The 20863-nt window shown below is 63.8% G+C and carries 15 protein-coding genes and 1 pseudogene; 10 read left to right on the forward strand and 6 right to left on the reverse strand.

The features are described 5' to 3' along the window. Positions 1-141: 141 nt before the first annotated feature. The 3 genes from P0R31_RS17035 to P0R31_RS17045 form a co-directional block, all read right to left on the reverse strand. Positions 142-3513: an adenylate/guanylate cyclase domain-containing protein gene (locus P0R31_RS17035; RefSeq protein ID WP_275515015.1), complete on the reverse strand. Its 3372-nt coding sequence runs from the start codon at positions 3511-3513 to the stop codon at positions 142-144. A gap of 37 nt (positions 3514-3550) precedes the next feature. Further along, positions 3551-3937 carry a YybH family protein gene (locus P0R31_RS17040; RefSeq protein WP_275515016.1) on the reverse strand — a complete coding sequence of 129 codons (387 nt, stop codon included), beginning with the start codon at positions 3935-3937 and terminating at the stop codon, positions 3551-3553. Between the two features lie 427 nt (positions 3938-4364). Next, a complete protein-coding gene (locus tag P0R31_RS17045) occupies positions 4365-5951 on the reverse strand; it encodes a Spy/CpxP family protein refolding chaperone (protein ID WP_275515017.1) in 1587 nt (528 codons plus the stop codon). A 107-nt stretch (positions 5952-6058) separates the two neighbouring features. Here P0R31_RS17045 and P0R31_RS17050 point away from each other — a divergent pair, with 107 nt between their 5' ends. Beyond that, positions 6059-6217, forward strand: coding sequence for a hypothetical protein (locus tag P0R31_RS17050; protein ID WP_275515018.1), 159 nt, complete (start codon positions 6059-6061; stop codon positions 6215-6217). A gap of 278 nt (positions 6218-6495) precedes the next feature. Here P0R31_RS17050 and rocD read toward each other — a convergent pair whose 3' ends face one another. Both rocD and P0R31_RS17060 read right to left on the reverse strand, forming a co-directional pair. After that, positions 6496-7710, reverse strand: a complete 1215-nt coding sequence (rocD, locus tag P0R31_RS17055; RefSeq protein WP_275515019.1) for an ornithine--oxo-acid transaminase — start codon at positions 7708-7710, stop codon at positions 6496-6498. A 230-nt stretch (positions 7711-7940) separates the two neighbouring features. Then, entirely contained in the window at positions 7941-9161 is a 1221-nt protein-coding gene (locus P0R31_RS17060) for a cytochrome P450 (protein WP_275515020.1), read from the reverse strand. Positions 9162-9281: 120 nt separating this feature from the next. On the opposite strand from P0R31_RS17060, the gene P0R31_RS17065 reads away from it, so the two are divergent. The 9 genes from P0R31_RS17065 (at position 9282) to cnbZ (ending at position 20723) form a co-directional block, all read left to right on the forward strand. Beyond that, positions 9282-9824 (forward strand): phosphonopyruvate decarboxylase, encoded by a 543-nt coding sequence (locus P0R31_RS17065; RefSeq protein ID WP_275515021.1) that lies wholly within the window; start codon positions 9282-9284, stop codon positions 9822-9824. Continuing rightward, positions 9821-10411, forward strand: coding sequence for a thiamine pyrophosphate-dependent enzyme (locus tag P0R31_RS17070; protein ID WP_275515022.1), 591 nt, complete (start codon positions 9821-9823; stop codon positions 10409-10411). Before P0R31_RS17065 ends, P0R31_RS17070 begins: the two co-directional genes overlap by 4 nt. Before the next feature lie 139 nt (positions 10412-10550). After that, positions 10551-11252: a TetR/AcrR family transcriptional regulator gene (locus P0R31_RS17075; RefSeq protein ID WP_275515023.1), complete on the forward strand. Its 702-nt coding sequence runs from the start codon at positions 10551-10553 to the stop codon at positions 11250-11252. Between the two features lies 1 nt (position 11253). Then, positions 11254-12447: an efflux RND transporter periplasmic adaptor subunit gene (locus P0R31_RS17080; protein ID WP_275515024.1), complete on the forward strand. Its 1194-nt coding sequence runs from the start codon at positions 11254-11256 to the stop codon at positions 12445-12447. Between the two features lie 66 nt (positions 12448-12513). Then, positions 12514-15609, forward strand: coding sequence for a MexW/MexI family multidrug efflux RND transporter permease subunit (locus tag P0R31_RS17085; protein WP_275515025.1), 3096 nt, complete (start codon positions 12514-12516; stop codon positions 15607-15609). 130 nt (positions 15610-15739) lie between these two features. Further along, complete coding sequence (locus P0R31_RS17090) at positions 15740-18334, forward strand: ATP-binding protein (RefSeq protein WP_275515026.1); 2595 nt, start codon at positions 15740-15742, stop codon at positions 18332-18334. Then, entirely contained in the window at positions 18331-18720 is a 390-nt protein-coding gene (locus P0R31_RS17095) for a response regulator (protein WP_275515027.1), read from the forward strand. The genes P0R31_RS17090 and P0R31_RS17095 overlap by 4 nt, the downstream gene beginning before the upstream one ends. After that, a complete protein-coding gene (locus P0R31_RS17100) occupies positions 18717-19967 on the forward strand; it encodes an adenylate/guanylate cyclase domain-containing protein (protein WP_275515028.1) in 1251 nt (416 codons plus the stop codon). The genes P0R31_RS17095 and P0R31_RS17100 overlap by 4 nt, the downstream gene beginning before the upstream one ends. A gap of 9 nt (positions 19968-19976) precedes the next feature. After that, on the forward strand, positions 19977-20723 hold the full coding sequence (cnbZ, locus tag P0R31_RS17105; protein WP_275515029.1) for a 2-amino-5-chloromuconate deaminase CnbZ: 747 nt from the start codon (positions 19977-19979) through the stop codon (positions 20721-20723). Positions 20724-20765: 42 nt separating this feature from the next. On the opposite strand, the pseudogene P0R31_RS17110 reads toward cnbZ, so the two are convergent. Then, a pseudogene (locus P0R31_RS17110) lies at positions 20766-20863 on the reverse strand (IS5/IS1182 family transposase); the annotation flags it as partial.

The following is a 20863-nucleotide window of genomic DNA, read 5'->3' on the forward strand; positions in this document are numbered from 1 at the left end:
CGGCTGATCGTCCGGAGCATTACTGCTTGTGGACCCACAGCGGAATTGCCTCGTGTTCAGACCCAATAACGCAGGTAGAGGGCTGCCGTATCACCCGTGTGCTCGCTGTACGGCAACGTCTGAAGCTTGAAAGGCGCGCGATCATGGTCGGGAAAGCTCCTCTATGAGCGCCTTGGCGGAACGAAGGTCCGGCGTTTCGAAACCTTCCGTAAACCAGCCGTAAACCGAGCCAAGAAGGCGCCGCGCGTCGGCCTTCCTGCCCTGGTCGCGCCAAAGCCGAGCCAAACTCATTGCGGCACGTAATTCAAAGGACTTTGCGCTCTGGCTTTGGGCGACCTTGAGTGCAGTTTGCAAATACCCCTCGACCTCGTCAGCTGGAGCACCACCAATCCGGTGCAGTTCGCCATCGATGCATGCAAGTTCTGCGTCCCACATATGCTCGTCGCTGCGCGCGGCAACGACCTTTGCTTCGGCAAGGGCGGCGACGCCGTTGTCGTAGTCACCTGAGTGGAGGTAGGTGGTCGCGAGCATCCATAAGTACCGAACCTGGTACCAACTGGCTCCGAGCCTGTTCCGCTCGTTCAGACTGAGGCGCATGAGCGCCAGGCCGCCCTCCACGTTGCCCTCTTGCGCCATCGCCCAGCCCCGCAGGATGAGGCCGCTCACGCGCCAATAGTTCAAGCTGTTCTGATCGGCGAGATCGATGATGGCCTCGGCGTGCGCATGGACGGCCGCCACGTTACCCATCAGCTCCGCAATGGCCGCCCCGCCATAGACCTGCACATGCGCGGTAAGGTTCGTCTGATTCAACTCAATAGCGTATTGAGATGCGGCACGGCTAGTCCGCTGAGCCTGTTCGGGATAACCCAGAATCCAAAGCCCAATCGCCAAGTAGGGTAGCGCCGAGGCCTTCGGGTCATGTACGTAGTGCACAGGCGGCGGCCGATGCGCCCCTGGATGATAGCGACTCAAGATCGTTTCGAGCTCCGAGCGTGCGGTTAGAAAATCACCGGCATGCATGGCGGTGAGCGCCGCCAGACGATGCGCAGCCAATTCCAGTGCTGTGTCACCGGTGCGCTCGGCGGAGCGCTGCGCTTCGGCAACGAGACTCTGCATGGCAGCAAAGTCGCCGCGCACGAAGTGGAAAATGAATTTGCCGCTAAGGGTGGAGAACAACGCACTCGTGTCGTCGAGTTCATAGCAGAGCGCATGAGCCCTGCTGAAGGCTGTGCCAAGCTGCGGAGCCGTGTATCCGTGAATGGCAATCAGTGGACCTCCGATTGCTGTTTGCAGAGCGAGTTCCTGACGATCGCGCTCCGGCCCTTGTGGATTGGACTTGAGTGCCTCCAGCCCCCTTGTGAGATGAGTGATCGCTTCGAGATTTGCGGAACGCCCAGCCGCAATGCGGCCGGCCCGCAGCCAATAGTCCACCGCCTTTCCTGCCAGCCCACCCTCGGTGAGATGCAGAGCGATCGTCTCCGGCTCCGCTTCAGCACGGGCAGGGTAATGTTGTTCGAGAGCTGCAGCTATGCGGGCATGGATCTGCTGCCGCTTGCTCTTTAGAAGGCTCTCGTGCGCGATGTCCTGCACCAGCGCATGTTTGAAGCTGTAGCCAACATTCGGAGGCACGCCACGACGGAATATCAGTTCCGCTGCCAATAGATCATTGAGAGCGTGCTGGAGCGTGTGTTCGTCGAGCGCCGTTACGAGGCGGAGAAGATCGTGTCCGAACTCGCGTCCGATGCAAGCTGCAATCTGGGCAACTTCCTTGACCGGCGCCAACCGATCAAGGCGGGCCATCAACGAGTCCTGCAGCGTCGTCGGGATCGCTAGCGGCGGCAGCGGGCCGATCAATTCATAGCGGCTGCCCTGGTCTTTGAGCAGCCCGGATTCGACGATGGCCTTGGTGAGCTCCTCGACGAACAACGGCACGCCATCGGTCTTGGCCAAAATCTGCTCAAGCACCTCCTGGGGGAGTATTTTGCCGCCGGTAATCCGGTCAACGACTGCCGCCCCTTGCCTACGTCCCAATCGGCTTAGAAAGAGCGCTGTCACGTGTCCATGAGCCGTCCAGCGCGGAACGAACTCGGGCCGGAAGGTAACGATCATCAAAATCGGAAGCCACTGCATCTCGTCGACAAGCCGATCGAGAAATTCGAGCATGGTAGGGTCCGCCCAATGGACGTCCTCGTAAATGGCAAGGACCGGCTGTCTTGCCGCCAAGCCTTGTATCTGTTCCAGAAGGGCCTCGAACGTTCGCTCCTTCTTCTGGTGTGGACTGAGTGCAAGGGGCGGGTATCTGTCCCGTGTCGGGATTGCCAAGAGGTCCGCGAGAATGGGCGCGCTCTCCTGCACATCGTCCGTACCAAGAGCGAGCATGGCCTCGAGTTTATCGAGCTGTTCATCGGAAGCGTCCTCCCGCTGTATTGCCGCTGCCCGTTCAAGGAGGCCAACGACGGGATACAAGGCGGTGTTGGTATGAAATGGTGAACAGAAATGTCTCAGTGGCGTGTGGGGCACACCTGCGACCCGCTCACGTAAGGCCCGCACGAGCCGCGATTTGCCAATGCCGGCTTCGCCGCCGAGGAGGACGATCTGTCCTTCCCGCTCTTTCGCCCGCTCCCAGCGATCCAAGAGCAATGCAAGTTCTTCATTCCGCCCGACCAGTGCGGTCGTTGCCATGCCGTGCTGGGCGTCGAACCTGCTCTCTGCTGCGCCTTCACCAATGACAAGCCACGCCTGCACCAGTTCCGGGAAACCCTTAAGAGGCACCGTGCCGAGGTCGTGGTACGTGAAAGCTTCGCCGAGGAGGCGGCGGGTTGACTCGGCAATCACCACATCACTTGGCTTGGCCAAATCTTGCAGTCGGGCGGCCAGGTTTGGTGTTTCGCCGATGACTGCGCGCTCGCGAGCCTCTCCCTCGCCAATCAACTCGCCGACTACGACCAGCCCGGTTGCGATGCCGACCCGAGCGGCGAGCGCTGCACCACCCGGTTCGGTAAGCGATGCGACCGCCTTGGTCACTCGAAGCCCAGCGCGAACGGCGCGCTCCGCCTCATCTTCGTGCGCCCGCGGCCAGCCGAAATAAGCGAGAACGCCATCGCCCAAGAACTTGGCTATGTGGCCTTCGAATCGGTCGATCTCGCCGACCACGGTGTTGTGGTAGGCCTGCAAGAGGTCACGCACCTCCTCGGGATCGCGCCCTGAAGCAAGTGCAGTCGAGCCGACCAGGTCGACGAACATGACTGTGAGCTGTCGACGCTCCGCGTCCGAAGGGATCGATGGCTTCACGTAGTCGGCAGATCGATCGGCCTCGACCGCCACCGGAGTGATCGGTCGAGCGAGTGCATGGATTGCTCTTTGCAGAACCTTGCGCGGGCCGAGTGGCAAGCCAAGCTCCCGCAGGTCGGCTTCGGTCAGTTCTGGCAAAACCTCGGACGTGATTTCAGCGTCACAAAAGGTCTTTATGTAGCGCTCCAGCCCGAGACCGCGAAGCCATTGCGCGATATCCACGAGAAGCCTCCTCGTGCCGGATCAGGCGACGGTCAGCTCAATTGAAAGTATGCAACTTCAGCTTCAGTGAACCATCTTCCTGTCGCTCAAACACGTGGGTTGCGATGCCGCCTGCAGGTTGGCGGCTGCCATCCGCTGTCTTACCGTTGGCACTCCAATGGGCCGTGCCGTAGACGATCTTCTCATCTCCACCGGCGTCTATGACGACCAACCTGTGATCGGTGAACCCGCTTGAAAACAGCCCAGCAAAGAAACTCTCGATCTCTGCCGGACCGGATATCACCTGATGCGTCGGCGGCAACAGTTTGGCGTCTGACACGTAAGTCGCCGCGATGGCCTTGGCATCTGCTTTGTTGAATGCTGAATCCCATGCGGCGTACGCCGCAGCAATGTCGTGTTTTATGGAGGAAGCTAGTGCTGTCATGATCCCTCCCTCAAACTCTGTTTCGAGGTGCAGCCGACCAAGACTTCCGCCGGTCCGATTTTTGGACGGCTCACGGAAGATATTAAATTTAATTGCTGGGAAAGAATCAACTGCAATCGAAAATTGGACCGTGGAACCCCGCATATCAGTAAGCGGATTTCGCGGGCGCAGTTGCAGGAGAGAATTTCCAAGTGTGAATTTGAGGTAGCTCTACCTCTCCATGCGCGGAATTTCCAAATCCAGGAGAGCCGTCTGGCGGAGCGCTCCACCCACTCGAAACGGAAGTGTTGGCTGCTTCCTGCATTCCGAGGCGGCTCGAACTGCTTGGCAAAACGGATACGCATCGGTCGCGAGCTCGCCTTCACATGAGAACGATTGCGTCACCCCGCTTGGTCGACCGATGCGCAACCGAGAGAACGCGACGCCCTCATTGGCCTGCGACCTGTTGCAGCCTGTTGAAGCGCGCCTTCTGCTCGCTGCTCAGCGTGGCATAGAACTCGTCCAGGGCGGGTTCGACCAGCTTGGCGGCCGTCAGCATGGCCTCGAGCCGGTGCTGCATTGCCTCGAGCCGTCCGACAGGTGTCAGCGGCACATCGTTCGGGCAGGCCGCCTGCAGGCTTTCAACGCCCTTCGCCGTCGCTTCACTGAGGCGGTCGAGCGCCTCCTTCTGCTTGCCGGCCGGGTGGAGCACAGCCTCGATCCTCTGGATCGGCAACTGCGTCAGCCCGGACTTCGGATCGCCACAGCCTTCGGTACTGGCTTGCTGCTGCGACGAGCGCTCGCCGACATTGGGGCCGAGCGCGTTGAAGTGGGCCTGCTGCTCGTCACTGAGCGAGTTGTAGAAATTCTCCAGTGCCGGTCGGACGATCTTGACGGCTTCAAGCGTCGCGCTGATGCGGTTCATCATCGCGCGCAAGCGGCCAGGGGGAGTCAGCGCATAAGTCTCCGCGCAGGAATCCTTGAACACATCGGCAGCATTGGCCGCCGCCGTCTTGAGCTCGTCCAACAATACACGTTGCTCCGGCGTCGGCCGCACCGCCCGTGCGATATCGGCAAGCGGCCAGGCGGTCACGCCTTTGTCCGGTGTGGCGCACAATTGCTGAAGCGTCTGCGGGCTCACGCTGGCACGCTGGCGCGCGCGGTAGCTGCTGCCGGCTTGAGGGTAATCATACGGGTTGGTGCTGGCATAAGCGGAGTAAGGGCCGTCACCGCCCCAGAACACGGTGTCGACGAAGTCGTCATAGGCGTAGGCCCAATATCCGGGCTCGTAGCCATAGGACCAGAACGTGTAGTTGAAGATGTCGGAATAGGCGTAAGGCCAGAACACGGGCCCAAGCCAGGCCACGAACACCGCGGGATGACGGTGACGCCAGGCCTGCCGGGGGGCCCAGCCGCTTTCGCGCGTGACGAGAGCCGCTTGGGTCAGCGCAGTAGACTGCTCGCGGAAGCGTTCCGCAAACCGTCCGCGCTCGGCGGCCTGCGCGGCGGCTGCAAGTGCCGGAGCGCGCTCCGCCGGAGCCTGCAACCCAAGCCGCTGCTGGCGCGCCAGGTCAATTTGCTGCGCGCGCTGCTCTTGGCCAAGCAAGCGGTTTTGCGCCTGGAGCATTCGCTGCTGCGCGCGTTGCGCTTGCACGCCTTCCGGCTTTTGCGACTGCAATTGCTGCACCCGCTGCTGCAGGCGTTCGATGCGGGCCTGGCGCTCCGTCGTCTGGCGCGACAGCATGTCGCGCTGCCGCTGCTCGACGTGCTGCGAGCGCTGTTGGACGCGTTGCTCGCGCTCAAGAAGACGGCTCTGTGACTGCAGCAGCCGTTGCTGCTGCTGTTGCGCCCTTGCGTCTTCCGGCTTCTGCGATTGCAATTGCTGCACGCGCTGCTGCAGGCGGTCGATGCGGTCTTGGCGTTCTGCGGATTGGCGCGAAAGCACCTGGCGCGGCGGCGCCGATCGCTCGCCCACGGCCGGGGGCGCACTTGGGCGCGATGGGGCGGCGATCTGCGGCGTCGGCCGCGGCGCCATGGCCGGACGTTGCGGCGCTGCCGGCGGGCGATGGAATTCGCGCCGCGGCGCCGCCACCTGCGGGGCGGCTCGCGGGGCACTGATATGTGGGGCCGGGCGCGGTGGCGGTGAGGCGATGTGCGGCGCCGGACGTGGCGCCATCGCCGGCCGCTGCGGCATGGCTGGCGGTTGGACTGCCGGCGCGGCGGGACGCGCCATGGCTGGCGGAGCCGCCGGACGCGCCATGGCTGGCGGTGCTGCGGGCGGTGCTGCTGGACGAGCCATAGCCGGTGGTGCTGCCGGGCGGGCCATGGCCGGTGGTGCTGACGGCGGCGCTGCGGCTGGTCCTGGTGGTCCTCCACCCCGTCCGTGTCCGAGGGGTCCCTGGGCCGGCGCGCTCGTCGTCAGCATCGAGACGCCAACCAAAACAGCCGTCAGGCAAACGCCACGCGGAAGCATGATCTTGGCTCCCAACTCGTAATCGCCCACGACTTTCAACGCACAGACCGTGGAATCGTTCGTCCTTGGCCGCGTCCGGCATTGCGATCTTCCGACGCAGGCAGTCTCAAGAGAAATCCTGCGTCAGGATCGCGGCGAACCGCTCCAGCGCCCAGTCGACCTGGTCGCTTGTGATCACGAGCGGCGGGGCGATGCGGATGGTATGCTCATGGGTATCCTTGGCGAGGATGCCCTTGCCCTGAAGCGCCTCGCAATAGCGGCGTGCCCGTCCGGCCTCGGGATGCAGCTCGACCGCCAGCATCAGGCCGCGCCCGCGCACCTCGCGGATCGTATTGGCACGGATGTCCTTCAAGCCCTCAAGAAAGCGCGCGCCTTGACTCGCCGCGTTCTCGATCATGCCTTCCTCGACCAGCACGCGCATCGCCGCGCGGGCCACGGCGCAGGCAAGCGGGTTGCCGCCGAAGGTCGAGCCATGCTGCCCGGGCCTCAATGTCCCGAGCACGTCGTTGTTCGAGAGCACGGCCGAGACCGGATAGAAGCCGCCGGACAAGGCCTTGCCCAGCAGCGTCACGTCCGCCTCAATTCCCTCGTGCTGTTCGGCGAGCAGCTTGCCGGTGCGACCGAGCCCGGTCTGGATCTCGTCGAGCACCAGCATCACGTTGTTGGCGGTGCAGAGCTCCCGGACCTCAGTGAAATAGCCGGCCGGAGGAATGACGACGCCGGCTTCGCCCTGGATCGGCTCGACCAGAAAGGCGACCGTGTTTGGGTTGATTGCTTCCGCAAGCGTCGCGGCGTTGCCGAACGGGATGACCTTGAAGCCCGGCGCGAACGGCCCAAAGTGTCCGCGTGTCTCGGGGTCGGTTGAAAAGCCGACGACGCCCAGCGTGCGTCCGTGGAAATTGTTGGCACAGACGATGATCTCGGCCTGGCCGTCGGGCACGCCTTTCACCTCGTAGCCCCATTTGCGCACCGACTTGATCGCGCTTTCGACCGCCTCGGCGCCGCTGTTCATCGGCAGCACCTTGTGGGAACCGGTGAGCGCGGCGATCTCCTCGTAGAACAAGGCGAGCTGATCGTTGTGGAAGGCGCGCGAGGTGAGCGTCAGCCTGTGCGCCTGTTCGACCATCGCCGCCAGGATCTTGGGGTGGCAGTGGCCCTGGCTGACCGCCGAATAGGCCGACAGGCAATCGAGGTACCGGTTGTCTTCGGTATCCCAGACCCAGACACCTTCGCCGCGCGACAGGACGACGCCGATCGGCTCGTAGTTACGGGCCCCGAAGCGTGCTTCTGTCGCGATGAAATCAATGACCGACGAGCTCATCTGTCGTCACTCCATGCTGCGCGCGGGGGCGTCAATCGACTGCACCGGCGGGTCGCGCCCAAATGAATGTGGGTATCGGTTTGTCAGCTCGGAAGCCTTGATGCGCCGATGGCGCGGCGCGGCCTGATAGTCCCGAAATGTCAGGTGGTTCTGCCGGGCCACGGGGCACCGTTCCGCGACCCAGGCTCTACTGTGCATGGGGTTGTTTTCGCAGTTTGGTTGCCGGCCCCTCAGCCGATCGCGCACGGCACGCTCAAGAAACCGCGAAACCGCACCCGTCCGCCGCGCACCGGCGTCCCGCTCACGGCATAGTTCGGGAAGCGCGCCAGGAAGCGCGAGATCGCAATCGCCCCTTCCAGCCGCGCCAGGGCCATGCCTGCGCATTGGTGCGCGCCGGTGGCGAAGGCTAGGTGCCGGTTCGGCGTGCGCGCGATATCGAAACGTTCGGGGTCGGGAAACTGCGCGGGATCGCGATTGGCAGCCCCGATGCACAGCGTCACCGACGTGCCCGCCTCGAGCATGACGCCGCCGAGCTCGACCTTCTCGTTGGTCATGCGGTTGCCGAGCTGGTTGGAGCTCTCGTAGCGCAGCACCTCCTCGACCGTGGTCTTGATCATGTCCGGGTTCTCGATCAGGCGCTGTTTCTGATCGGGATGCCGGTCGAGCGCCACGAGGCCGTTGCCGATCAGGTTGGTGGTGGTCTCGTGGCCGGCATTGAGCAGGAAGATGCAATTGTGCAGCAGCTCCTTCTCGGTCAGCCGCTCGCCGTTACCTTCTCCTTGGATGAGACGCGTCAGCACGTCGCGCTCGGGATTGCCCGGCTTTGCGCGCCGCCGCGACACCAGCGTCTGCAGATAAGCGAGGAAGTCCGCCACCGCCTTGTTGCCGCGCGCAGCTACTTCGGGCGACACCACGGGTTCGAGAGCACCCAGGATCGCCAGCGACCAGTCGCGCAGCGGCCCGCGCTCCTCGTGAGGCACGTCGAGCAGATTGCCGATCACCTCGATGGGAATCGAAGCGGCAAAATCCTCGATCAGTTCGCAAGCGCCCTTGGTTTCGATGGCATCGAGCAGGCCGTCGACCAGTTGGATGAGGTCCCCCTCCATGCTGGCGATCGCGCGCGGCGACAGCGCGCCCATGATGAGGCGGCGCACGCGAGTGTGCGACGGCGGGTCGTTGAAGACGAGGCTGGTGGTGTGGTGCTCGTAGAGCGGGGTGTCGCCGTATTTCGGCGCGAACTCGCGCTTCTTGTCCGAGCTGAACGACTTCGTGTTCTTGTAGGTGGTGACGAGATCGTCGTAGCGGGTCAGGAACACGGTGCCGCTGCGCAGGCGCTTGACCGGCTCGTTCTCCCGCAGTGCACGATAGGTCGGGTAGGGGTCGTCGTAGAACTCCGGCGTCAGCTTCTCGAGGTCGAAGCTTGCCGCCAGCGCCTTCGCATCTGCGTTCATCCCGTTATACTCGCCGGTTAAAGCCGATATGCCGTTTTTGTTGTTCTGGTTGGCGCATGCCTGCGTCTACAGTCTTTGCAGCTTTAGTCTTGGCACCTTGCTAGCCGACCGGACAGGAAAATGCACGCACGCGCTGACGCTGCCGACACGGCCTCGGACTGGCCCGACGATATTTTCGCGACCTTGCAGCGCTTCGACGTCCGGCAGGTGCCTTACGTGCCGGACGCCGGTCATTCAAAGCTGATCCAGCGCGTGCTGGACTCCTCCACCATGCGCGGCATCGCGCTGACGACGGAGGAGGAGGGCGTGGCGCTGCTCGCCGGCGCCTGGGCCGGCGGACAGCGCGGCGTGCTGCTGATGCAGTCGAGCGGCGTCGGCAATTGCATCAACATGCTGTCGCTGATCCCGATCCTGCGCTTTCCGTTCCTCACGCTCGTGACCATGCGCGGCGAGTGGGGTGAGTTCAATCCATGGCAGGTGCCGATGGGCTCGACCACGCAAGGCGTGTTCGAGCTCTCCGGCGTCAAGGTGCTGCGCGCCTCCCACGCGGCCGAGGTGCCGGCCGTGCTGGAGGCCGCCGCATCGCAAGCGTACAACGCGCTGACGCCCACCGCCGTCCTTCTGTCGCAGCGCCTGATCGGCGCCAAGGTTTTCACCAAATGAGCAAGGCCAATCTCCTCGACCGCCGGCAGGTGGTGTCTACGCTGCTGGCGAACCGCAAGGATATCGTCGCGATCGGCGGCCTCGGTGCGTCCACCAACGACATGTGCGCCGCCGGCGACCACGCCCGCAACTTCTACCTCTGGGGCGGCATGGGCGGCGCCGCGATGATCGGGCTGGGTCTGGCGCTGGCGCAGCCGAAGCTGCCGGTATTGGTCATCACCGGCGACGGCGAGATGCTGATGGGCATGGGCAGCCTCGCCACCATCGGCCTGCAGAAGCCGGCCAACCTCTCGATCGCAGTGCTCGACAACGAGGCCTATGGCGAGACCGGCGGCCAGACCAGCCACACCTCCGCGGCCGCCGACCTCGTCGGCATCGCCAGGGCTTGCGGCATTAACGACAGCCGGGCCGTCACGACCATGGCCGAGATCGAGGCCTTCGCCAAAGCCGTCCATGACGTCTCTGCGGGTCCGCGCTTTGCCAATGTGAAGATCGACAGCGCTGGCCTGGAGCGGATTCTGCCGACGCGGGACGGGACCTACATCGTCAACCGGATCCGCGCTGACCTCGGCTTCCAGCCGATCTAGGCGGTCCGTCCATCCCTTGCCGAACGCCTGCACGCGGGCCGTGCAGGCTCGACCAATTTCCATTGATTCTACGTCGCACGCAGGTTGCGATGCAACATAGTGCTTGACTCCTGCGTGGGTGAGTGCTTACTCACCCGGCATGAGCTCATTGCGTATGACCAGCGACCTGAGGCGTCAATTGATCCTCGGCGCCGCAAAGCGATGCTTTGCCCGACACGGCTATAACGGCACCACGACGAAGAGCGTGGCGGCCGCCGCTGCCATTTCCGAGGCGCTGCTGTTCAAGCATTTCCCGTCCAAGGCGGCGCTCTACGCCGAGATCCTCAGCGACGAATGCGAGGCGGATCCCGCTCTGATGGAACTGCTCGAGCGCGAGCCGTCGACGGCTACGCTGGTCGAGGTGATCCGCGGCATGGTCGAACACTTCCTCCAGATCGCCGACGGTCCCGATCAGGAAGAGGCCCAGCGCCTGCGGCTAATGGCCACGAGCCATTTGGATGACGGCGAATTCGCCCGATTGCTGTATGCCAAGATCGAGACGCTGATCGGCGCTGTCTTCGTCGCCTCGCTCGAGCGTGCGGTTGCGAGCGGGGACGCGCGGCCCTTCGCTGGCGATCCGCTCAACCTGTTCTGGTTCGCGCATCATGCGGTGATGACCGCGGCGCTGACCAGGCTGCCGACCACGCCCTGTCTTGCTTACGGCAGGGCGACCGACCTGGAGCGGCAGCTCTGTGAATTTCTCCTGAGGGGTATCGGACTTAACGACGCCGCAATTGCTTCGCATCTGGGCCGCAATCAGGCCGCGGAAGCGAACCAGGCGGCGATTGCAGAAAGTGCATGACATGAACATCGTGGCCGAAAACAAGATTTCGGGGCAACCGATCGACAACAAGGCTCCCAAGCGTCCGGTCCGGCCGGTGCGCTGGTTCATCATCGTCGGCACGCTTCTGGCCGTGCTCGTCGGCGGGCTCGTCTGGTTCAATTCTTTCCGCGGCCAGATGATCAAGCAGTTCTTCGCCAACAACAAGCCGCCGCCGACCCCGGTCAGCGCGGCCGAGGCGAAGTCCGAGGTGGTGCCGAACCTGCTCACCGCGGTTGGCAGCCTCGTCGCCGTGCACCAGGTCGACGTCAGCGCCGACGTCAATGGCCGCGTCACCGCGATCAAGTTCGAGCCGGGCACGCGCGTCGAGGCCGGCACGCCGCTGGTGCAACTGTTCGACGCACCCGAGCAGGGCGATCTCGCCAATTACAAGGCGCAGGCGACCGTCGCGCAGCTGTCGCTTGAACGCGCCAAGCAGCTGGCCTCGCGCCAGTTCGGTCCGCAGGCGACCGTCGACACCGCGCAGGCTGCTTACGACCAGGCGCAGGCGGGCATCGCCAAGACCGAAGCGCTGATCTCGCAGAAGCTGGTGCGTGCGCCGTTCGCCGGCGATCTCGGCATGCGCAAGGTCGAGGTCGGTCAGTATCTCACGGCCGGCACGGCGATCGTGTCGCTGACCGATCTGTCGGAGCTGTGGGCCAACTTCACGGTGACGGAAAAGGATTCCGGCAGCCTCAAGGTCGGCCAGACCGTCCGGCTGAAGGTCGATGCCTATCCCGGCCGCACGTTCGAGGGCAAGATCACCACGATCGAGCCGCAGATCGCCACGGATACCCGCAACATCCGCGTGCAGGCGACGATCGCCAATCCGGAGAAGATCCTTAAGCCCGGCATGTTCGTGACGACGACGGTGGTGCTGCCGGAAAAGCCGGCCGTGATCACGGTGCCTGAAACGGCAGTCGATTACACGCTGTACGGCGACTCCGTGTTCGTGATCACCGAAAAGAAGGAAGAGGACGGCAAGACCAGCCTGTCGGCGGTGCGCACCTTCGTGCAGACCGGCACTCGCGTCGAGGGTCGCGTCGAAATCGTCAAGGGCCTGAAGCCAGGCGACAAGGTCGTCGCTGTCGGCCAGCTCAAGCTGCAATCAGGCGCGCCGGTATCGATCTCGACCGATCCGGCCCCGCAGATCCCGGCGCAGCCGCCGCGCTACTGACAACATCCTCGTGATCCGGCCCGGCCGGATCACGCGTCTTGAAAAAAGAAATCGAGATCGCCCGCGATGGCCTTTACCGACATTTTCATCAAACGACCGGTCCTGTCGGTCGTCGTCAGCCTGCTGATCCTGCTGATCGGCCTGCGCGCGGCGATGGTGCTGCCGATCCGGCAATATCCGAAGCTGTCGAACACGGTCATCAACATCACGACCGTCTATCCCGGCGCGTCCGCAGATTTGATCCAGGGCTTCATTACCACGCCGATCGAGCAGGCGGTCGCCTCCGCCGAGGGCGTCGACTACATCACCTCGTCCTCGGTGCTCGGCACCTCGACGATCCAGGTCTACATCAAGCTGAATTTCGATCCGAACCAGGCGCTCACCGAGGTGTTGGCCAAGACCAATTCAGTGAAGTACCTGATCCCGAAGGAATCCAACGACCCGATCGTCACCAAGACCACGGGCCAGACCACGGCCGTGATGTATCTCGGCTTCTCCTCGGAGGAGCTGTCGGGCTCGGCCATCTCCGACTATCTGACGCGCGTGGTGCAGCCGGTGCTGTCGACCGTCGATGGCGTGGCCTCGGCCGACATTCTGGGCGGCCAGACCTTTGCGATGCGGCTGTGGCTCGATCCCGTGAAGATGGCGGGTCGCAACGTATCGCCGGCGGACGTCGCGGCGGCGATCCAGGCCAACAACTTCCAGTCCGCCGCGGGCCAGACCAAGGGTTATCTGATCGTCTCGAACGTCTCGACCAACACGGGTCTGACCAACGTCGATCAGTTCAAGAAGATGATCGTCAAGGCCAAGGACGGCGGCTTCGTGCGGATGGAGGACATCGCCACGGTCGAGCTTGCCGCCCAGAGCACGAACGCCAGCGTCGCCTTCAACGGCGAACACGCGATCTTCATCGGCGTGAACGCGACGCCGCAAGGCAACCCGCTGACGCTGGTCAAGGGCGTGCGCGCGCTATTCCCTGAACTCGAGCGCAGCCTTCCGCCGTCGATGAAGATGAAGGTCGCCTACGACTCGACCAAGTTCATCGAATCCTCGATCGAGGAGGTGGAGAAGACGCTGGGCGAAGCCGTGATCATCGTGATCGTGGTGATCTTCCTTTTCCTGGCCTCGCTGCGTTCGGTCATCATTCCCGTCGTCACCATTCCGCTGTCGATGATCGGCGTCTGCACGCTGATGCTGGCGCTGGGATTCAGCTTCAACCTTCTGACGCTGCTCGCGATGGTGCTGGCGATCGGCCTCGTCGTCGACGACGCCATCGTCGTGGTAGAGAACATCCACCGCCACCTGGAGGAGGGCAAGACGCCGGTCCAGGCCTCGCTGCAAGGTGCGCGCGAGATCGTGGGTCCTGTCATCTCGATGACGATCACGCTTGCTGCGGTGTACGCGCCGATCGGTTTCCTCGGCGGCCTCACCGGTTCGCTGTTCCGCGAATTCGCCTTCACGCTCGCAGGCTCGGTGATCGTGTCGGGCGTGATCGCGCTGACGCTGTCGCCGATGATGTGCTCGGTTCTGCTGAAGAACGCCGAAGAAGGCCGCTTCGCCAAGATCGTGAACCGGGTGTTCGGCGCGATGACGCGTTGGTATGGCCGCAAGCTCGATCGCTCGCTGGACTACAAGGCCATCACCGGCCTGTTCGCGCTCACGATCCTCGGCCTGGTCGGCTTCCTCTACATGCACACCTCGAAGGAGCTTGCGCCCGAGGAAGACCAGGGCATCGTGTTCGCGGTGACCAAGGCGCCGAAATACGCCAACATCGACTATCTCGATTTCTATGGCGAGAAGCTCGACAAGGAGTTCGCGAAGTTCCCCGAGACCGATCTGCGCTTCGTGCTGAATGGCATCAACGGCCCGCAGGGCGGCATCGCCGGCATGCTGCTCAAGCCGTGGGACGAGCGCAAGCGCTCGGCGATCCAGCTGAAGCCGCTGGTGCAGGCCGAGCTCTCCAAGATCGAGGGCGTGCAGGCGTTCGCGTTCAACCTGCCGCCGCTGCCGGGCGGACCGGGCGGCTTGCCGATCCAGATGGTGATCAACTCCACCGCCGGCTTCCAGACCGTCTATGAGCAGATGGAGAAGCTGAAGGACGCCGCGCGCAAGAGCGGCATGTTCATCGTCTCCGACAGCGACCTGGCCTATAACCAGCCGAACGTTGAGGTCACGATCGACCGCACCAAGGCGCAGGACCTTGGCGTCAACATGCAGAACCTCGGCTCTACGCTCGCAGTCCTGCTCGGCGGCAACTACATCAACCGCTTCAATCTCGAGGGTCGCTCATATCAGGTCATTCCGCAGGTGCCACGAGTCGATCGGCTGTCGCCGGAATCCCTCGGCGGCTATTACGTGACCACGAACGCCGGCCAGCAGCTGCCGCTGTCGACGGTGGTCTCGATCACGACCAAGACCGATCCGAACTCGCTGACCCACTTCAACCAGCTCAATTCGGCGACGTTCTCGGCCGTGCCGATGCCGGGCGTGACCGTCGGCGCTGCGGTGGACTTCCTTGAAGGCGAGGCCAAGAAGCTGCCGCAAGGCTTCAGCCACGACTATCTGGCGGACAGCCGTCAATACGTGCAGGAAGGCAACCAGCTCGCCATCACCTTCGGCTTCGCGCTGATCATCATCTTCCTGGTGCTGGCCGCGCAGTTCGAGAGCCTGCGCGACCCGCTGGTCATCATGATCTCGGTGCCGATGGCGATCGTCGGTGCACTGATCCCGCTGTTCTTCGGCATGGCGACCATGAACATCTACACCCAGGTCGGTCTGCTCACCCTGGTCGGCCTGATCACCAAGCACGGCATCCTGATGGTGGAGTTCGCCAACGAGCTCCAGGTGAAGGAACGGCTCGACCGCCGCTCGGCCATCGAGATGTCGGCCCGCATCCGCCTGCGGCCGATCCTGATGACCACGGCCGCGATGGTGACCGGCCTGATCCCGCTCCTGACCGCGACCGGCGCGGGCGCGGCCAGCCGCTTCTCGATCGGCCTCGTGGTCGTCGCCGGCATGTCGATCGGCACGCTGTTCACGCTGTTCGTGCTGCCGGCAGTCTATGTGGTGTTGGCGACCGACCATCGTGCGGCGGCCGATTCCGAGCGGAACAAGCAGATCGACGAGCTGGACCTCGATTCAAAGGTGCTACGGCCGACCTGAGGTCGCCGGCAGGCTAGTCCCGAAAGGGCGGCAGCGGTGATCCGCTGTCGCCCTTTTCGTTGGGTCTCGGGCGAGCTCCTTGCCGCGCTTGCGAGAGACAAGGTCCGGTCTTCTTGCTAGGTTCCGTGGAATGAGCCTGTCCCTCCACCCCGATACACCTCGAGCCGGGACATTGCCGAGCGCGGCCCCAGGTGAGGTCGCCTCCGGCGACACGGCGGGGCGCGGGATCCGGACCCGGCTCTTCGCCAAATACGTCGCGCTTTTCGTGGCGGTCGTCGCCATTGCGCTGCTCGCCAATGGCCTGTTCGAGGTCTACTTCTATTATCGCGAGCACAAGGCCTCTCTGATCCGGGTCCAGCACGAGCAGGCCGAGGCGGCCGCTGCCAAGATCGGCCGGTTCGTCAAGGAGATCGAGAGCCAGCTCGGCTGGACCACGCAGCTGCCCTGGTCGGGCGGCTCGATCGAGCAGCGCCGGTTCGACGCGCTGCGCCTGTTGCGCCAGGTCCCTGCGATCACCGAGCTGGCCCAGGTGGATTCGACCGGCAAGGAGCGGCTGCGGGTCTCGCGGCTGGCGATGGACGTGCTCGACAGCGGGATCGACCTGTCGAGCGATCCGAAGTTCACCGAAGCGGTCGCGCGCAAGGTCTATTACGGGCCGGTCTATTTTCGCCGGGAGTCCGAGCCCTACATGACGCTGGCGCTGGCGGGCGCACGCAAGGATGCCGGCGTCAGCATCGCCGAGGTCAATCTCAAGCTGATCTGGGACGTCGTGTCCCAGATCAAGGTCGGCGAGCACGGCAACGCCTACGTGGTCGGCCCGGAGGGCCGCTTGATCGCGCATCCCGACATCAGTCTCGTGCTGCGCAACACCGACATGTCCGGCCTTGCGCAGGTACGCGCCGTGCAGGCCGGCGGCGCCATGCCTGACGTGCTTTCCGAGGCCCACAACATCCAGGGGCAGAAGGTGCTGACCGCATCGGCCCCGATCGAGCCGCTGCGCTGGACCATGTTCGTCGAGCTGCCGGTCGAGGAAGCCTATGCCGCGCTCTATGCTTCGCTGCAGCGCCTTGCAATCGTGCTGCTCGCGGCATCCATCTTCGCGGTGCTGGCCGGGATCTTCCTGGCGCGCCGCATGGTCGGGCCGATCCAGGCGCTGCGGATCGGCGCCGAACGAATGGGCGGCGGTGATTTCTCCCAGCGCATCTCGATCAAGACCGGCGACGAGCTCGAAGGGCTCGCCGACCAGTTCAACGACATGGGCGCGCGCCTGCAGGAATCCTATGCGGACCTCGAAAGCAAGGTCGAGCAGCGGACCGCCGAATTGCGGGAGTCGCTCGAGCAACAAACGGCGACATCGGAGGTGCTCGAAGTCATTAGCTCCTCTCCGGGAGAGTTGGAGCCGGTGTTTCAGAAGATGTTGGAGAATGCGACCCGCGTCTGCGGAGCGAATTTCGGCACGATGAATCTGTGGGATGGCCAGAGATTCAACATCGTCACCGACTACAACATCCCGCCCGAATTCTCCGCATTCCGCAAGCGGACTCCGATCTTCCCGCATCCAGGAACGACCCTGGCTGCAATCATCGCGACGCATCAGCCGGCGCAGATCAATGATTTGAGGGAAAGTCCCGGTTACAAGGCCGGTGTTCCCTTTGTCGTCGGAATGGCCGACGTTGCCGGCGCCCGAACGCTTCTCTCCGTACCCATGCTGAAAGAGGATGATCTGATCGGCGCGATGACGATTTTTCGACAAGAGACTCGCGGCTTCACGGACAAACAAGTCGCGCTGGTGGAGAACTTTACCAAGCAAGCCGTCATCGCGATCGAGAATACGCGCCTGTTGAAGCAATTGCGCGAGCGTACGACGGAGCTGTCGCGGTCGCTCGAGGACCTGCGCGCAGCGCAGGGCCGGCTGATTCAGACGGAAAAGTTGGCTTCCCTCGGCCAGCTCACCGCCGGCATCGCCCACGAGATCAAGAATCCGCTCAACTTCGTCAACAATTTCTCCGCGGTCTCGACCGAGCTGATCGACGAGCTCAACGAGACCCTGCAAGCCGCCGCGCTCGACGGCAAGACGAAGGAGGAGGTCGACGAGCTGACCGGCATGCTCAGGGCCAATCTCGAGAAGGTGGTGCAGCACGGCAAGCGCGCCGATTCCATCGTCAGGAACATGCTGCTGCATTCGCGTCAGGGTTCCGGCGAGCATCGCGCCGTCGACATCAATGCGGTGGTCGAGGAGAGCCTCAATCTCGCCTATCACGGCGCGCGCGCCGAAAGGCCTGCCTTCAACGTCACGCTCCAGCGCGATTTCGACCCGGCTGCCGGCATGATCGACGTCTATCCGCAGGAGATTACGCGCGTCTTGCTGAACCTGATCTCGAACGGCTTCTATGCCGCGGCCAAGCGCAAGGAGAGTGAGGGCGATGCGTTCGAGCCCACCTTGCTCGCGGCAACGAAGAATCTCGGAGACAGGGTCCAGATCCGGATTCGCGACAACGGCACCGGGATTCCTGCCGAGGTGAAGGAAAAGATGTTCAATCCCTTCTTCACCACCAAGCCGGCCGGCGAGGGTACAGGACTCGGCCTTTCCATGAGCCACGACATCGTGGTGAAACAACACGGCGGCACGATCGACGTGAACACCGCACAAGGTGTATTCACCGAATTCATCATCACGCTGCCGCGGACGATGGCAGCGGGCGACACTTCCGGAGGAAAGTCTTGAACGTTTACATCCTGGTCGTCGATGACGAGCCCGACGTCGAGGCCCTGTTTCGGCAGCAGTTCCGGCGCGACCTGCGCGCCGGCCGGTTTCAGATGGAGTTTGCGCTCTCGGCCCACGAGGCGCTCGAGCGCGCCGCCGAGGTCCGCGATCCCTCGCTGATCCTGATCCTGTCGGACATCAACATGCCCGGCATGAGCGGGCTCGACATGCTGCCGAAGGTGCGTGCCGCGCATCCCGATGTTCCCGTCATCATGATCACGGCCTATGGCGATGCCGAGACGCGCCGCAAGGCGATCGAACGCGGCGCCGTCGGGCTCCTCACCAAGCCGATCGATTTTGCGCTGCTGCGCCAGGAGATCGATACGAGGCTCGAGCAAGCGGCATGACAGCGACCATCCTCTTCGTCGACGACGAGCCGGACCTCGAGGCGCTGATCCTGCAGAAATTCCGCAGGCAGATCCGCGATGGGCGGCTCGCGCTGATCTTCGCGCGCGACGGCCTGGAGGCGCTGGAAGCGCTGGAGCAGAATCCGCATGTCGACATGGTGGTCTCCGATATCAACATGCCGCGGATGGACGGCCTGTCGCTGCTCGCGAAGCTCCAGGAGGCCGAGGAGAAGAAGTCGACCATCATCGTCTCGGCCTATGGCGACATGAGCAACATCCGCACCGCCATGAACCGCGGTGCGTTCGACTTCCTGACCAAGCCGATCGACTTTGCCGACCTCGAAGCCACGATCGAGAAGACCGTCCGCCACGTGGAGATGCTGCGCGAGGTGCGGCGGCGCCAGATGGAAGCCGAGCGCGCCCATGCCTCGCTGTCGCGCTTCTTTTCGCCGGAGATCGCAAGGCGGCTGGCCGCGAACGTCGATGGCGACGGCATCGAGGTGCAGTGGCGCGATGTCGCCACCCTCTTCACCGATATTACCGGCTTCACCTCGCTGGTCGAGACCGCGCCTCCGCAGACCCTGGGCGAGCTCCTCAACGAATATGTTGGCGGCATGACCGAGATCGTCTTCGCCCATGAGGGGACGGTCGCCAAGATCATCGGCGATGCGATCCAGGTGCTGTTCAACGCCCCCGGCGACCAGCCGGACTATGCAACCCGTGCGGTCGCCTGTGCCCATGCCCTCGACGCCTGGGCGGAGGATTTTTCGGCGCGCTGGAAGGCAAGAGGCGTGAATTTCGGAGCCACCCGCATCGGCGCCCATGCTGGTCCGGCGCTGGTCGGCAATTTCGGCGGCAACCGCTTCTTCGACTACACGGCCTATGGTGACACCATCAATACGGCGGCCCGGCTGGAGGCGGCGAACAAGCACCTGGGAACACGCATTTGCGTCAGTGCCAGCGTGGCAGAAGCCGCCGCAAACTTCCACGGCCGTCCCGTGGGCGACCTGATGCTGCGCGGACGCAGCGAACCGCTGCGCGCATTCGAGCCGCTGCCGCAGGCGAGGTTCGAGGCGCCGGCGACGGCGCAATATGCCGAGGCTTTTGCCAAGATGGAGGCCGGCGATGCCGCGGCCATGCCGTCCTTCGCCGCGCTGGTCGGCATGCACGCCGACGATCCGCTGGCCGGGTTTCACCTGAGGCGCCTGCTTAACGGCGCCAAGGGCACTCGCATGCAACTGGAATAGGAGTCCGTCGTGACGCGCGAATTCTCGGCCGGCAATTATCGTTTCATTCCGTCCGTATTCCAATATTCCGCCGGTGCTGCCGCGGATGAGGGCTACGAGATCGAGCGGGTCCGGTTCGACCGCCTGGTGCCGCTCGCGGAAGGGTTTGCGCTGGCCGCAAAGTTCATCCAGGAGGCGGGGCGCCCGCTGACGGCGTTCTGCGCCTGCGAGCTGCGCTCGCCGGCGGCCTTCAGCGAGGAAGGCTTTCGCGCGTTCAATCTGCACTATGTCAAGACGCTGTCCGAATGGGGCATCTTCGATGGCACCACCAATCCGGTGGCGCGCAGCAATGTCTGTCCGGAGATCGATCCGCCGTCGGAACCATCGTTCTATGCGTTCTCCTTCACGCGTCCGACGCGGTCAGATTTGCCGAGCTTCGTCGTCGCCGGCGGCGCAGAGGCGCGCGAGGGCAGCGGCACCTATGTCGAGCGCACGGTGCGCTACCGCGACCTCAGCCCGGAGGGGCTGCGCGAGAAGGTGCGCTTCACCACCACTTCGCAGATGGAAAACCGGATGGCGGCGTTCGGCTTCGGCTGGAAGGACACGACCGGCGTGCAGGCCTATTCCGTGCACGACTTCCACCACGCGCTGGTCGACGAGCTGGTCCGCCGCGGCGCGCTCCGCTCCGGGCTGACCTGGCATTTCGCCCGCCCGCCGGTGGTGGATCTGGAATTCGAGATGGATTGCCGCCGCGTGCTGCGGGAAGTGGTGATCTGAGGTCCTTATCCTGAGAGCCTGACTCAAAAAGCGTAGACCTCTTCAAGGTCGGGCCAAGCGGCGAGTTAGAAGCCTCAGATGGGCGACGAGCAGCCAAGCAAGCTCGGTGGCGGCAGACCCCTCAAAGTCTTTGGAGAGAC

The sequence above is a fragment of the Bradyrhizobium yuanmingense genome, from assembly GCF_029167105.1.
GTDB classification, from domain to species: Bacteria; Pseudomonadota; Alphaproteobacteria; order Rhizobiales; family Xanthobacteraceae; genus Bradyrhizobium; species Bradyrhizobium yuanmingense_A.

Coding starts and splice junctions, on each gene's coding strand:
- P0R31_RS17040 (WP_275515016.1), bottom strand. CDS start 3,937: ATGACAGCACTAGCTTCCTCCATAAAACACGACATTGCTGCGGCGTAC.
- P0R31_RS17045 (WP_275515017.1), bottom strand. CDS start 5,951: ATGGCGCCGCGGCCGACGCCGCAGATCGCCGCCCCATCGCGCCCAAGT.
- rocD (WP_275515019.1), bottom strand. CDS start 7,710: ATGAGCTCGTCGGTCATTGATTTCATCGCGACAGAAGCACGCTTCGGG.
- P0R31_RS17060 (WP_275515020.1), bottom strand. CDS start 9,161: ATGAACGCAGATGCGAAGGCGCTGGCGGCAAGCTTCGACCTCGAGAAG.
- P0R31_RS17065 (WP_275515021.1), top strand. CDS start 9,282: ATGCACGCACGCGCTGACGCTGCCGACACGGCCTCGGACTGGCCCGAC.
- P0R31_RS17070 (WP_275515022.1), top strand. CDS start 9,821: ATGAGCAAGGCCAATCTCCTCGACCGCCGGCAGGTGGTGTCTACGCTG.
- P0R31_RS17075 (WP_275515023.1), top strand. CDS start 10,551: ATGAGCTCATTGCGTATGACCAGCGACCTGAGGCGTCAATTGATCCTC.
- P0R31_RS17080 (WP_275515024.1), top strand. CDS start 11,254: ATGAACATCGTGGCCGAAAACAAGATTTCGGGGCAACCGATCGACAAC.
- P0R31_RS17085 (WP_275515025.1), top strand. CDS start 12,514: ATGGCCTTTACCGACATTTTCATCAAACGACCGGTCCTGTCGGTCGTC.
- P0R31_RS17090 (WP_275515026.1), top strand. CDS start 15,740: ATGAGCCTGTCCCTCCACCCCGATACACCTCGAGCCGGGACATTGCCG.
- P0R31_RS17100 (WP_275515028.1), top strand. CDS start 18,717: ATGACAGCGACCATCCTCTTCGTCGACGACGAGCCGGACCTCGAGGCG.